The following is a 14,032-nucleotide window of genomic DNA, read 5'->3' as shown; positions in this document are numbered from 1 at the left end:
CCGTGGAGCCGACCGTAAGACCAACGCGCCAGCACCACCGGCGCGGCGGCGGGTGGCTGTGAAGCGGGAACCGGGCACGGCCAAGACCGGTCAGACCCGGGGTGCCTCACCGAAAGGTGAGGCGGCATGAGCGGCGCTATCCGGCGCTCTCGTGCAACGGTTCAGGCCTCGCCGGTGGCGTGGCCCGCCTCGGCGTGGCCGGCTTCGGTGTGGCCGGTCTCGTCGACGGTGGCCGCCCAGCTCGCGAGCAGCCGGAGCGAGTCGCTCGTCGGCGACCCGGGCTCGGCACTGTAGATGATCATGGTGAGTCCCGGGTCGCCGGGGAACTCCATGGCCTCGAAGGCCAGGTCCAGGTCGCCGACCACGGGATGGCACAACCGCTTCGCGCCGGTGCGGTGGAAACGCACGTCGTGCGCCGCCCACCGGGTGCGGAACGTCTCGCTGCGGGTCGAGAGCTCACCGATCAGGTCACTGAGGGCCCGGTCGTAGGGAGAGCGGCCGGCCTCGGCCCGCAGGATCGCCACGATGTCGTTGGCCGCGCGTTCCCAGTCGGTGAAGAACTCCCTCGCACGCGGGTTGAGGAAGGCGAACCGGGCGCTGTTCGCGGGGCGCACCGGATCGGCCAGCATCTCCGAGTAGAGCGGGTTGGCGGCGAGGAGATCCATCCGGCCGTTGCGCACCCAGGCCGGCGCCGCGGTGACGGCGTCCAGGATGCGCTGGATGCCCGGCCGGACCCGCTGGGGGCTGCGGCGGCGGGCGCCCGGCGCGGCGTTCGCGGCCCGCGCCAGGTCGAACAGGTGCGCCCGCTCGGCCTCGTCGAGCTGCAGGGCGCGGGCGATCGCGTCCAGCACGCCGTCGGAGGCGCCGGGCAGGCTGCCGCGCTCCAGGCGGGTGTAGTAGTCCACGCTCACACCGGCGAGGAGGGCGACCTCCTCCCGGCGCAGGCCCGGCACGCGCCGGTGCCCGCCGTAGCTCGGCAGGCCCGCCTGCCCCGGCGTGAGCCTCGCCCGCCGCGAGGCCAGGAACTCGCGGATCTGCGCCCGGTTATCCACCCCGTCCACGGTAGGCGGGGCGCCGCGGGTCAGGGAGGCCCTGCCGGTACCCGGGTCGCCGGATCGGCTGGGACCGGCCGAGCGCGGTCACGGCCGCGTCAGGCGCACGCCACCCGGTCGCTGCGGCGGCTGTCGACGCCGCCGCCCTCCACCGCGAAGATGACCAGCACCGGCTCGGGGGTCCGGGTGCCGCCCGCGAGGATTTCCACGCTCTGGCTCCGCCCGGTGAAGGTGAGTTTCGTCCTCCCGTCGGAACCGCCCTCCTGGAAGAACTTGTAACCGGCGCCCGGCAGCGCCTGCCGGTAAAAGGCGAGGGTCGCGGCCGGGGTGACGCCGGCGAGGTTGAGGGTCGCGTCGGTCGGCTTGCTGTCGGACACGGTCACCGTCGCCCCCGGGGGGAACGGGAAATCCGCGGGAATGACGCCGGTACGCGGATCGGCGGAGGCCGACACGGTGGGTGCGGCGGCCGCGACCGTGACTGCCGGGGCCGGTGTCGCCGAACCCCCGGTCAGGTTGTCCGGGACGTCGGTCGCCCAGGTGTGCGGCACCTCGCTGGCACTGGACGCGCCTGCCGTGGCCGAGTCGTCGTCCGTGCCGCCCCCGCCGCACGCGGTGACCAGCAGTGCCAGCCCGACCCCGGCACAGGCCACCGCGCTCCGTGGGAGCAGCTTTCCGATCCGCATTGATCCCCGTTTCAAGACCATATGATCAGTACACGGTCTTGTCAGCTCGCCATCCGGCCCGCAATTCATCCGAGACGTCATCCCCGACGCCGCTCGTGAAAATACGCGTACTCCGGCCGAAGTGGCGCGCCAGAATGTCCGGATGGCAGCGGGAATCCTAGGATACGGGCTTGCGGGCCGGCAACCGAGCGCGCGTCGCTCAGGTCCGTGCGACCTCCCGCACATCGTCGTCCCGGGAGCCGGCCTGGCGGGTGGCGCCGCGCTGGCCGGGGACGGCGTCGATCAGCTCCCGGGTGTACTCGCTGCTCGGCGAGCCGAACACCGCGGCGACGGAGCCGGACTCGACCTGCCGGCCGCGGTTGAGTACCGACACCGTGTGCGAGATCCGCGCGACGACGGCCAGATCGTGCGAGACGAACAGGTAGCTGAGGCCGAGGCGCTCCTGCAGGTCGGTCAGCAGCTCGAGGATCTGTTCCTGCACGGAGACGTCGAGCGCCGAGACGGGCTCGTCGAGCAGCACCAGCTCGGGGGAGAGGGCGAGCGCGCGGGCGATGGCGACGCGCTGGCGCTGGCCGCCGGACAGCTCCGCCGGCAGCCGGTCGAGGTAGGAGCCGGGCAGCGCCACCTGGTCGAGCAGCTCCAGCGCGCGGGCCGTGCGGGTGCGCCGGTCGCCGATCCGGAACGACACCAGCGGCTCGGTGATGCTCTGCCCGACGGTGAAGCGCGGGTCGAGCGAGGCGTACGGGTTCTGGTGGACGAGCTGGACCTTGCGGCGCAGCAGCCGGGTCTGCTTCCAGCCCAGGCCGGTGATGTCGACGCCGTCGAGGCTGACCCGTCCGTCGGTCGCCTGCTCGAAGCCGAACGCGATGCGCAGCATCGTGGTCTTGCCGGAGCCGGACTCGCCGACGAGCGCGTGCGTGCGCCCGCGGGCCACCTCGACCGACACCCCGTCCAGGGCGAGGAACGAGCCGGCCTGCCGGCCCGGCAGCGGGTAGCGCTTGGAGACGTTCTCCAGCCGGATCACCGGGTCCGGGGTGGCCACCTGCTCGGGTGGAAGCTGGAAGCGGGGCACGATCTGGCCGCCGTGGGCCAGACCGGGCGCGGCCGCGATAAGTCGCCGGGTGTAGTCCTGCGCCGGGCTCACCAGGATGTCGCCCGGTGGGCCCTGCTCGACGATCTCCCCGTCCTGCAGGACGACCACGCGGTCACCGCGGTCGGCCGCGACGGCGAGGTCGTGCGTGATGATCAGCAGCGAGATCCCGGACTCGCGGACGAGCCCTTCGAGGTGGTCGAGGATCCTGCGCTGCACGGTCACGTCGAGGGCGCTGGTCGGCTCGTCGGCGATGATCAGGCGGGGCCGGCCGGCCAGGGCGATCCCGATGAGGACGCGCTGGCGCAGGCCACCGGACAGTTCGTGCGGGTACTGACGGGCGCGCAGCTGCGGGTTGTCGACGCCGGCCTGCGCGAGGAACTCGAGCACCTCGGCGTCGAGATCGTCGCCGGTCACCCCGCGCAGCCGGATCGCCTCGGCGACCTGCCCGCCGATGCGGCGGGTGGGGTTGAGCCCGACCATCGGGTCCTGCGGCACGAGCCCGACGACCCGGCCGCGCAGCTCACGCAGGACCTTCTCTCTGGCCCCGACGATCTCGACCGGCCGCCGGCCGCGCTCGTCGAGGTCCAGACGGTCATCGAGTGCCGGGCCGTCGGCATCCTCAGGGTCCGGGCCGGTGTGGAGGAGGACGCTGCCGGCGGTGACGCGGGCGTTGTCGGGCAGCAGGCCGATGATCGTGTTCGCGATCGTGGACTTGCCCGAGCCCGACTCGCCGACGAGGGCGACGATCTCCCCGGACCCGATCGACAGGTCCACGCCGCGCACGGCGGGCGCCGTCCGGCGGCGGCGGACGTAGCCGACGTGGAGATCCCGGATCGTCACCAGTGGGCTGACCAGCGGGCTTGTCGGCGGGCTCGTCAGTTGGCTCGTTCCGGCCGTCATCGCTCGAGCTCCTGGAGGGTCTTCGAGATGTGGTTGAGGCTCAGCACCGTCATGGCGACGAACAGCCCGGGGAGCAGCGAGACCCACGGAGCGGTGACGAGGTAGTTGCGGCCGGCGGAGATGAGGGTGCCCCACTCGGCGGTCGGCGGCGCCGCGCCGAAGCCCAGGAAGCTCAGCGACGCGATCGCGATGATCGCGACGCCCGTGTCCAGCACGGCGAGCACGGCGACCGGGCCCCACGAGTTCGGCAGCACGTGGCGCAGCAGCACCCGCAGCCAGGACGCCCCCCCGCCACGCGCCGCCTCGACGTAGGGCAGGGTCTTCACCCGCAGCACCTCGGCGCGGGTGGTCCGGGCGAATCCCGGCACGATGCCGACGCCGACGGCGACGGCGACCGGCACCGTGCCGAAACCCAGGGCCGTGACGATGGACAGCGCCATCAGCAGGCTCGGGATGGCCAGCAGCACGTCGACGCCCCGCATGAGCAGCGCGTCGACGAGACCACCGAAGAAGCCGGCGATCACGCCGAGCGCGAGTCCGGCCACGATCGCGATCCCGAGCGCGATCAGGGTGGCTTTGATCGTCAGTGCCGAGCCGTGCAGCATGCGGGACCACAGGTCGCGGCCGAGCTCGTCGGTGCCGAACAGGTGGCCGGCACCCGGGCCGACCAGCCGGTCGGCCGGCGCGGTCGCGTAGGGATCGTGCGAGGTGAACAGACCCGGCGCGAACGCCGTCACCACCACGAAGGCGATGAACAGCACCGCGATCACGAATCCCGGCCTGGAACCGAGGGTCCGCAGACTCGCGGCGAGGTTGGCTCGCCGTCCGCCGGGCTGGGACTCGTCGAGCAGCGCCTCGCCGGCGGCGCGGCCGGCTCCGGTGGTGACCGGATCCGTTCCGGTGGTGACCGGGCCGGCTCCGGTGCTGACCGGATCCGCTCCGGCGGTGGCCGGGCTGGCTCCGGCGGCCGGGCTGGCGATGTGGGCAGCCGAGACGGTCACGATGAGGCCACCTTCCGCCGGCCCTGCACGATGCGGGGGTCCAGCAACGGATAGAGCAGATCGACCACGAGGTTGACGAAGACGAAGACGGCGGCCGCCAGCGAGACGATCGCGAGGACCACCGGAACGTCCTGCGCCAGCACAGCTTCCTGGGCGAGCTTGCCGAGGCCGTTGCGGGAGAACACCGTCTCGACGACGATCGCGCTGGTGACGGTCAGGCCGACCAGGACGCCGAGGATGGTCAGGGCGGGCAGCAGCGCGTTGCGGAAGCCGTGCCGCCACTGCACCGCCGCCCGGGAGAGGCCCTTCGCGCGCGCCGTCACGATGTAGGGCTGGCGGAGCGTGTCGTCGAAGCTGCGCATCAGCACCTGCGCGAGCATCGAGGCCGTCAGCAGCGAGATCGTGATGGACGGCATCACCAGCGACTTCCAGCCCTTCACCCCGGTGGCCGGCAGCCAGCCGAGGTTGAACGACAACAGCTGGATCAGCAGCAGCGCGATGAAGAACTGGGGGAACGAGGCCCCGAACGAGGGCAGCCGGGTCAGGAACAGCCGGGCCGGCCGCCACCGCATGTACGAGGCCAGGTAGGCCAGCGCCATCCCGGCCACGAGCGAGAGCGTGGCCGCGGTGATGCTCAGCGCGACCGTGGGGCCCAGCCGGTCGCCGATGAGGTCGGCGACCGGCTGCTGCTTGGAGATCGAGTCACCGAAGTCTCCGTGCAGGAAGCCCCACAGGTGGGAGAAGTACTGATTCAGGACCGGACGGTCCAGCCCGTACTGGGCCATCGCGGTGTTGAGCTGCTCAGGGGTGAGCTTGTCGGTCTCGATCCCCGCCGCTCCCAGTTGCAGGGCGACCGGATCGCTCGGCAGCAGGTAGAGGACCGCGAAGGTCACGGTGTAGGCCGCCCAGAGCACGACGAGCGCCTGGGCGAACCGACCGAGGATGTACCGAGTCATCAGGGTTCTCCTACTGCTGCTTCCACACGTCGTTGAGCTTCAGGAAGCTCTCCGACGTGAAGGCGAAGCCATGGACCTCGTTGCTGACGCCCGCGAACTGCACCCGCTCGAACTGCGGGAACGACACGCCCTCGTCGATGAGCAGGTTCTGCAGGTCGGCGTAGGCCTGCTTGCTCTGCTCCGCGTCGGTGGTCTGCGCCGCCCTGGCGAACAGCTCCTTGAGCTTCGCCTGGACCTCGGGGGTCGTCGCGTTGGTCGCGAGCGCCTTCGAGTTGGCGATCTCAGGGTTGAGGATGAACTGCAGCGCGCCCGGGTCGGCCCGGGTGAAGTAGGTCGCGGTCAGGTCGTAGTCGCCGTTCTTGAGCTTCGCGGGAAGCTCGGCCGTCGTCGTGGTGTCCAGCACGAGGTCGATGCCGACCTGCTTGAGCTGGTCCTGGATCAGCTCGGAGCCGACGTTGAACTGGGTGGTCGGGGTCGACAGCGTGAGCTTCTGGTCGCCCTTGTGGCGGTAGCCGTCGGGGCCGAGCTTCCAGCCGGCCTGGTCGAGGAGCTTGCCCGCGCCCTCGGGGTCGTGGCGAAGCTTGTCGGCCTGCGACACGAAGTACGGCGTCGTCGTGTCGAAGGCACCTTCCACGACCGGGTAGTCGGCGCCGAACACCGTCCTGGCGTAGCTCTCGAGGTCGAACGCCTTGTACAGCGCCTTGCGGACGTTGAGGTCCGCCAGCGGGCGTCCCGCGCTCACGTTGGCGTAGAACGTGGACGCCGGGCCCGGCAGCGGCCGGGACTCCACGACGTCACCCGACTTCTCGATCAGCTCGCGGTCCTCGACCGTGAACGGGTTACGCGGCCAGGCGATGTCGACCGCGCCGCTGAGCAGGTTGCCGGTGCGCACGCTGTCCTCGGCGACATAGCTGAACTCGACCGTGTCGAGGTGGGCCTCGCCGGTGTTCTCCGACAGCGCCGAGCCCCAGGCGTAGCCCGGCCGCCGCTTGAGGGTGGTGAGCTCGTTGGGCTTGTAGCCCTCCAGCGTGAACGCCCCGGAGGCGACGTAGTCGCCGAGGCAGCGCTCCTTGATGGTCTTCTTGTACGACGCCGGCGAGATGATCGCCAGGTTGGTCGTCGAGGTGGCCTGCAGGAACGAGGCGTTCGGCGTCGAGAAGAAGAGTTTGACGGTGCTCGGGTCGACGACCTCGCTGCGGTCGTAGCCGAGGATGTAGCTCGCACCGTAGGTCGCGCCGCCGGTCTCCTCCACGACGCTCTTGGCGCCGTCGAAGTTGGCCTTGACCGCCGCGGCGTCGAGCGGAGTGCCGTCGCTGAACGTGACGCCGTCGCGCAGGTGGAAGGTGTACTCCTTCCCGTCCGCGCTGATCTCCCACTTCTCGGCGAGCCAGGGCTTGATCTCACCGGTCTTGGGGTCCTGGTCGGTCAGCGAGTCGGCGACGTTGCGGATGACGGTGCGGTGCTCGATCCAGTAGGTCTGGAACGGGTCGAGGCAGTTGAAGGCCGGGTTGTCGGGGAAGAACGCGACCTTGAGGGTGCCGCCGGCAACGGGCGCTCCGGCGGTGTCGTTGGAGGCGCCGTCGTCACCGGACGAGCCGCACGCACTCAGGCCCAGTGCGGCCGTGACGGCCAGGGCCGTGGCGATGAGGCCAGGCCGGGGCGAGCGAAGGCGTCGTTTCATCGATTCGTTTCTTTTCTTTCTCGAGGGTTGGAATGGTTGTCGTCGGGAGTGCTGGCCTGAGGGACTGGTGCTGGTTCGAGGGACTGGTACTGGCCCGAGGACCGGTGCTGGCCGAGGGACTACTGGCCGAGCAGCCTGCGGCCGGCCGCGAGCAGGGCGGTGTCCTCCTGCGGTGGGTGGACCCGCACGCACAGGACGTCGCGGAGCAGGCGCTCGAACGGCTGGTACCGGGTGAGTGCCGGGTTGCCCGGCGCGGCGACCGCGGTGTTCACCGTGGCGATCGCCGAGCGGGCGATCTGGATCTTCAGCAGCGACAGCTGCGGCAGGTGACCGGTGTCGCCGGCCTCGGCGCGCAGGAGCGCGCCGAACAGGAGGGTCTCCGCCTGGGCGATCTGTGCGTCGATCTCGCCCGCGACGGTCTGGATGCGTTCGGTCGTCGCGATCGGGCGACCGAGGGCGGTGGGCACCCGCTCGAGAGCGAACCGCGTGAAGGCGCTGCGGACGGCGTTGGCGAGCGTCGGACCCTCGGCGCTGCGGCGCAGGAAGTCGGCGTAGTACGCCTCCGGCCAGTAGCCGGCGGCCGCCTGTGCCTGGTGGGTGCCGAGGTTGTTGGCGGCGAGCAGCGCGACGGACGCGTCGCCCTCGCCGAGGGCGACGAGAATGCGGGCGGTGTCCACGAGCCCGAGGCCGGGTCCGCCGTACTGCGTGCCCACGGTCGCGGTCAGCAGCCCGGCGCGATGCGCGGCCTCCAGGCCCCTGACCGGGATCTCGCCTGTCCGGTCGTAGGCGGGCGCGACCGCGGCGATCTCGTCCGTGACGGCCGCCAGCGCCTCCGGGGACAGGTCGGGGCGGACCAGCTCGGGACGGACCAGCTCGGGCGTGTGCACCGCCGTCGTCATCGCAGGCCGGCCAGTGCGGCGGGGTCGAAACCGGGGGTGAGGGCGCCGGGGTGGGCGTCCTGCAGAGTGCCACGCTGCCCGGTGGCGGCGCGGTGCGCCAGCTCCTGGAGGACGAGGGGCAGGATGTGCTGGCCGTAGTCGACGGCGTCGGCGAGGGTGTCGTAGCCACGGATCGAGACCAGGCTGGCGCCCTGGTCGACGTAGTCGAGGATGGCGGCCGCGACCGTCTCCGGGCTCCCGACGAGGGCGGTGGAGGCGCCGGCCGCGTTGGTCGCGGCCGCGGTGCGGGTCCACAGCGCGCGGTCGTAGATCTCGGCCCGCTGGGCGAAGTCCAGGGCGCGCTGCGAGCCGACGTTCTGCGGGGCGCCGGTGAGGAAGCGTGCGGGAGGGCCGCCCGCGCTGTACGTCTTCTCGAGCTTCGTGACGTAGTCGAAGGCCTTGCGCCAGGCGAGGTCGTCCGTCTTGGCGATGATCGGCCGGAAGGTCACCCAGATGCGCGGCCGGTCGGTGCGCCCGGCCGCGGCGGCGATCCCGTTGACCCGGTCGATCTCCGCACGCAGGTCCGCCAGCGGCTCGCCCCAGAAGCTGAAGATGTCCGCCTTGGCGCCGCCGACCTGGAAGGCGGCGTCGGACTGGCCGCCGATCGAGATCGGGATCGTGTCGCCGTACGGCCGGAAGCCGGGGCCGAAGTCGTCGAACTTGAAGAACTCGCCCTCGTGGCTGAACGGGCCGGTCTCCGACCAGGACCTGCGGAGCAGGTCGATGTACTCCGAGGTACGCGCGTAGCGGCGGTCCTTCGGCAGGTAGTCGCCGTGGCGGGCCTGCTCGGCGTCGTTGCCGCCGGAGATGAGGTGGACGACGGCGCGGCCCTCGGTGAGCTGGTCGAGGGTCGCGAGCTTCTGCGCCCCCACCTGCGGGATCGTGGTGTTCGGCCGCAGCGCGACGATCGGGCGGAGGCGTTCGGTGAGCTGGCCGACGGCCGAGGCGATAACGAACGAGTCGGCGCTGTTGGAGCCGTAGGGGAGCAGGGTGTAGTCGTAGCCCGACTCCTCGAGCGAGCGGACGTACTTGCGGAAGTACGGCAGGTCGATGCCCCGGCTCGGCACGGGATTCAGCTCGGTCGACGGGTTGAGATGCGACAGGCTGATGAACTCGACCTGCGGGGACGCGGTCGCGGGGATGGCCGTCGGACTGGTCATGCCGGGGTCCTTTCGATGTTGCTTTACGTGCTCGGGCGGTTCTGGGCGCGACGGAGCTGGCGCGCGCACCCGAACCGCTCGGTGCGGTGCGGTGCGGGACGGAGCGGGCCCGGTCCGGGTCAGGCCGGGCCGGCGGCGGGCATCGGGGGTGGTCGGGCGGGACGGCGGCCGGCGGCCGCGCAATCGGGAAGCGGGCCTGCCGGCGGCGGCGTAGACGGGGGGAGCCGGCCGGCCGGTGCTCCGGGTATGCCGATGTCCCCGAGCCCGGAGATCACCGTCCTGTGTCTGACCGCGGATCGGCGGGTCGTGCCCGCGAGTGGGAACACGCCCGTCCGCGCCGTGGCTACGGCCTCGGTCAGGAGCGGTCGGTCAGGAACGGATGGACGGGCGGGCGGCGCCGGTAGCCGCGGCGGCAGACCCGGCCAGTGCGACCCGTCGGACGTCCTGGCGTGCCGTGGCCGGCCGTCGCGGGCCGCTCAGCGGGGGCGACAACAGGCGGTGGTGAGGAGACCGAAATCGACGAACCGCCGACGGGTCAGCACCGACCGGGCGGCTGGCACGCGCGCCGCATACCGGAGCGACGCCGCGCCCCGAGCCACGCACGGCCCGTGCGCACTCGCACCCAGGTTCCCCGACATGTCCATCAGAATGGTGGAGAAGAGGGATGGTGTCCAGCGTCAAACCGCGATCGAACTGATCGGTAAACGTGATAGATCACGGATTGCGTCGCAGGTGGTGAGGCCGGGGCCGGATCCGGCCTGGAGGCAGGCAGGGGTGTTCGGGACACTCGCGGTATGGCGACACGCCACTCCGCGCGGCGACGGCCTCCGGTGACCATCGCCGTCCTCGGCAGCGCGAACATGGACCTGGTGGTCCGTCAGCCGCGCCTGCCCCGCCCCGGCGAGACGCTGTTCGGCTCCTCGTTCACGGCCGTCCCCGGGGGGAAGGGGCTCAACCAGGCGGTCGCGGCGGCCCGCGCGGGCGGCCGGGTCCGGTTCGCGGGAGCCGTCGGCGACGACGAGTTCGGGGCCGCGCTCCGCGCGCGGCTGGCGGCCGACGGGGTCGACACCGCGGCGCTGGCGACGGTCGGGGCGCCGACCGGAGTCGCGGCGGTCTCCGTCGTCGACGGAGGCGAGAACAGCATCGTCGTCGTCCCCGGAGCGAACCAGGCCGTCATGGCGCTGGACGACGCCACCCGCGACCTGATCGCACGGTCCGGCCTTCTCGTCACACAGTTCGAGCGTCCGCTGGGCCTGGTCGGGGAGGCCCTGGCGGCCGCCCGTGCCCGCGGCGTCACCACGGTGCTCACTCCCGCGCCCGTCCTGCCTGTCCCCGCGGACCTGCTGGAGCTTGTCGACATCCTCGTCCCCAACGCGGCGGAGGCCTGCGAGCTGGCCGGGACCGACGACGAGACGGCCGCCGCCCGCGCGCTGAGCCGGACCGCCGGAACCGTGGTGCTGACCCGCGGCCCCCGAGGCGTGCTCGTGGCCCGCGGCGGCGCCGTGCTCGCAGAGGTGCCCGCGCGCCCGGTCGAGGCGGTCGACACCACGGCCGCCGGCGACACCCTCGCCGGCGTCATGGCGTCCGTGCTGGCGGCCGGGCAAGGCTTTGATCAGGCGGTGCGGGTGGCGGTCATCGCGGCGTCGATCGCGGTGACTCGCCCGGGCGCCTCCTCCTCCATGCCGACCTGGGCCGAGATCGCCGCGCTGCTCTGAGATCGCCGTGTGCCCTGGGACCGGCGCGGTCAACCGCCGCATGGTCGGCTGCCGCGTGGTCCACCTCCGCGGCGGTGCGGGTCACGGCTGCGCCGTCCACTCGGTACCGCAGGCCGTGCAGGTCTGGACCATGGTGCGGCTGAGCGAGCCGGCCCGGCGGGTGACGAGCGCGTCCGCCGGGTGCGGGCACGGCTCGGCGGGGGCCGCGCCAGGGTCGGCGGGGGCCGCGTCCGGCGTCGAGCCCGGGGCCTTGCGCGCCCGCCGCTGGAGGGCGGTGAGGGCCTGCCGCCAGGCGGTCACGGGGTGGCCTCCGGCACGAACCGCCACCGCTCGCGGCAACCACCGGGCGTCGCCGGCCACCTGTCGGGCGTGAGTCGCACCATGGTTATGAGGCGCGCCAGGGCCGTAGGTCGCGCCAGGGTCAAAGGGCAGTTCATCACCTCACCAACGTCCCACATGGGTAACGCCGGGCCGGAGCGCAGCGCCGAAGCCATGAAGTAGCCTTTCGGTCACTCCTCGGGCACTGTGTCGGTCGGGCACTGCGCCAGTCGGGCACTACGCCGGGCCGCCGAGGGCTTCGCCCTGCTCGCGACGCCGTGCGGGCGGGTGTCAGGCCTTGGCATCGGACCACCGCCGCACAACCGCGATGTCGACGACGAAACGGACCCCGCTGCCGGCGGCCCAGTATCCGGCGGTGGCGTCCAGCGCCCGGCGGGTCGCCTCCGCCGCCGCCTCCGCCCGCGGGGCCGGCACGTGCAGCAGCAGCTCGTCGTGCAGGCAGAGGACGATCGCGCCGCCGAGCGGGGCGATCGACTGGCGTACCGTCACGGCCCACGCCTTGAACAGCTCGGCGGCCGCGCCCTGCACGACGGCGTTGCGCGCGAACCGGCCCCAGGTCATACCCACCCTGTTCTCGTCGGCGCCGTCGTCCACCGCGGCGAACCGCAGCGGGACCCGCCGCCCGCCGAACGTCCGCAGCCGCGCCTGTGGGTCTGTGACCGGTGGGTTCGGCGGTGGCCGGCCCAGGGCGGCGGCCCGGCCTGTGGCGTCGGCGGCGTCCAGGTACGCCAGCGCGACCGGGTAGGTCTCGCGCATCTGCCGCAGGGCCTGGCCGGCGACGCCGGTCGTCTGCCCGTACATCGCAGCGAGCACCGCGACCTTCGCCGTCGGCCGGTCGACGCCGAGGCTGGCCGCGACCGGGGCGTAGAGGTCGTCCTGCCGGGTCGCCCTGGTCAACTCCGGGTCGCCGGAGACCACGGCCAGCACCCGCGGCTCGATCTGGCCGAGGTCGGCGCGGACGAACCGGTACCCCGGCTCGGCGATCACCACGACCCGCAGGTCGGCCGGCAGGTTGTGCAGGCCGGCGGCCGCGGTCATCCGGCCGGCGGCGCCGTCGCTGCCGCGCCACTCGCCCCGTAGCCGGCCGTCGGCGCCGACATGGGTGTCGAGCCACCGGTACCCGTAGGTCGTCGCGATCCGCTCGGCCTTGCGCCAGGCGAGCAGCGCCTCGACGACAGGGTGGACACCGCGCAGCGCGCTCAGCCGGCCCGACCGGGTGTCCGGCACGTCGATGCCCACCGCGGCGAGCGCGGACCGGACCGCCACCGGGTTGCGCAGGTCGACCGACGTGCCGAGGTGGCGCAGGACGGGGGCGTCCCGGGCCCGCCGGGCAGCCGCGCCCGCGGCGTCGCCGTCGGGCCTCGGCCCGATCGCGGCGGCGATCGTCGCCTCGGCGGTCGGCCGGTCCACCGGCAGGCCGTCCCGTCGCAGTTCGCGGGCGAGGAGCTCGGCGCCGGACTCGGCCCGCGCGGTCAGGACGGCCAGCGGGAGCCCGGCCGGCCGCGCCCGCGGGTCGGGCAGTGCGCGCAGCGCCTCGTCCTGAGCGGCCGTGACGGTGAGGGCCAGCTGGGCGAGCCGGGTGGCCCGGGCCAGCTGGGCGCCCGTCCCGCCCGGGCCCGCGCCGCGCAGCGTCTCCTCGGCCCAGCCCGGTCGGAGCTGGCCGTCCGGGCCGATCGGATCGTCGGCCTCGCCGTCACCCGGGCCGCCCGAGTGATCGACCAGGGCGAGCAGGTCGAGCTGGCCGTCGGCGCGGGGCCGGGGCGGTGGCGGCGGGAGTGGCAGTCCGCGTGCGCCGGCCCAGACCGCCGCCGGATCATCCCGGTGCCCCCCGTGCAGGACGCGGTGCGCCGCCGCGAGATCCCAGCACACGGCGGGAACGGGACTGCGCCCGGGACCGGTGTCAGCGCCGGGGCCGGCGTGGGTGCCGGGGCCGACGTAGGTGCCAGAGCCAGCGCGGGGTCCGGCGATTGTGCTGGTACCTGACCTGGTCAGCAGTGCCCCGGTGCTGTGTGCCGACCACCAGACCCACCGGGGGGCGAGGGCGCGCTCCACTTCGGCCAGGACGGCGGCCGGGTCGGCGGGCTGGGCCCAGACGGCGCCGGCGCACGCCAGCGCCACCGCGACATCCGAGACCGGGACCACCGCCACCAGGCCGCCCCGGCCCACCCCGGCCGCCCGCAGCGCGGCCACGGCGCCGGCCCCAGCGCCAGCCGCGGCACCAGAGCCAGCACCAGCACCAGCGCCAGCGCCAGCGCCGGCGCCGGCGCCCGCGGCGGCCGGCGTGCGGGCGGGACGGGAAGTGGGGACCACGCGGTCATCCTCTCCCGCCGCACTGACAGAAATCCCGGGACGGGTGCGGGATCTACGCATGCCAGATTCCGGCGCGCACGCCGCCTGCTCGACGACGCGGCCACCACGGCTCACGGTCGATCCTGGGGTTCCGCGGAACCGCGGAGCGCCAGGGCAGGCCGTGACGCCAAGCTACTTCGGCTCAGTACTAACGGGGCTTCGCCC

General features: G+C 73.2%; 11 protein-coding genes. 1 reads left to right on the top strand and 10 read right to left on the bottom strand.

The window, feature by feature from the left end:
• Nucleotides 1–161: 161 nt before the first annotated feature.
• The 8 genes from E0504_RS38475 to E0504_RS38440 all read right to left on the bottom strand — a co-directional run bounded on the left by E0504_RS38475 (nt 162) and on the right by E0504_RS38440 (nt 9,464).
• On the bottom strand, nt 162–1,052 hold the full coding sequence (locus E0504_RS38475) for a helix-turn-helix transcriptional regulator (RefSeq protein WP_112104641.1): 891 nt from the start codon (nt 1,050–1,052) through the stop codon (nt 162–164).
• A gap of 98 nt (nt 1,053–1,150) precedes the next feature.
• A complete protein-coding gene (locus tag E0504_RS38470) occupies nt 1,151–1,735 on the bottom strand; it encodes a hypothetical protein (protein ID WP_112104634.1) in 585 nt (194 codons plus the stop codon).
• Nucleotides 1,736–1,934: 199 nt separating this feature from the next.
• The gene (locus E0504_RS38465; RefSeq protein WP_112104635.1) at nt 1,935–3,728 is read right to left on the bottom strand and encodes an ABC transporter ATP-binding protein; all 1,794 of its coding nucleotides are present in this window, start codon (nt 3,726–3,728) and stop codon (nt 1,935–1,937) included.
• Nucleotides 3,725–4,729 (bottom strand): ABC transporter permease, encoded by a 1,005-nt coding sequence (locus tag E0504_RS38460; protein ID WP_112104636.1) that lies wholly within the window; start codon nt 4,727–4,729, stop codon nt 3,725–3,727. The genes E0504_RS38465 and E0504_RS38460 overlap by 4 nt, the downstream gene beginning before the upstream one ends.
• The gene (locus E0504_RS38455; protein WP_071066685.1) at nt 4,726–5,685 is read right to left on the bottom strand and encodes an ABC transporter permease; all 960 of its coding nucleotides are present in this window, start codon (nt 5,683–5,685) and stop codon (nt 4,726–4,728) included. Before E0504_RS38455 ends, E0504_RS38460 begins: the two co-directional genes overlap by 4 nt.
• Nucleotides 5,686–5,695: 10 nt before the next feature.
• A complete protein-coding gene (locus tag E0504_RS38450) occupies nt 5,696–7,366 on the bottom strand; it encodes an ABC transporter substrate-binding protein (RefSeq protein WP_112104638.1) in 1,671 nt (556 codons plus the stop codon).
• Nucleotides 7,367–7,485: 119 nt separating this feature from the next.
• Complete coding sequence (locus E0504_RS38445) at nt 7,486–8,265, bottom strand: acyl-CoA dehydrogenase family protein (RefSeq protein ID WP_131626843.1); 780 nt, start codon at nt 8,263–8,265, stop codon at nt 7,486–7,488.
• Nucleotides 8,262–9,464 (bottom strand): LLM class flavin-dependent oxidoreductase, encoded by a 1,203-nt coding sequence (locus E0504_RS38440; RefSeq protein WP_112104640.1) that lies wholly within the window; start codon nt 9,462–9,464, stop codon nt 8,262–8,264. The genes E0504_RS38445 and E0504_RS38440 overlap by 4 nt, the downstream gene beginning before the upstream one ends.
• Nucleotides 9,465–10,294: 830 nt before the next feature.
• Between E0504_RS38440 and E0504_RS38435 the strand changes: the two genes are divergently transcribed.
• The gene (locus E0504_RS38435) at nt 10,295–11,179 is read left to right on the top strand and encodes a ribokinase (protein WP_235015159.1); all 885 of its coding nucleotides are present in this window, start codon (nt 10,295–10,297) and stop codon (nt 11,177–11,179) included.
• Between the two features lie 81 nt (nt 11,180–11,260).
• On the opposite strand, the gene E0504_RS38430 is transcribed toward E0504_RS38435, so the two are convergent.
• Complete coding sequence (locus tag E0504_RS38430) at nt 11,261–11,479, bottom strand: hypothetical protein (protein ID WP_131626842.1); 219 nt, start codon at nt 11,477–11,479, stop codon at nt 11,261–11,263.
• A gap of 309 nt (nt 11,480–11,788) precedes the next feature.
• Complete coding sequence (locus E0504_RS38425; protein ID WP_131626841.1) at nt 11,789–13,828, bottom strand: DNA polymerase; 2,040 nt, start codon at nt 13,826–13,828, stop codon at nt 11,789–11,791.
• Nucleotides 13,829–14,032: the final 204 nt, after the last annotated feature.

The sequence above is a fragment of the Parafrankia sp. BMG5.11 genome, from assembly GCF_004337455.1.
The sequence above is the reverse complement of the archived record's forward strand: the minus strand, read 5'-3'. Positions and strand labels throughout refer to the sequence as shown.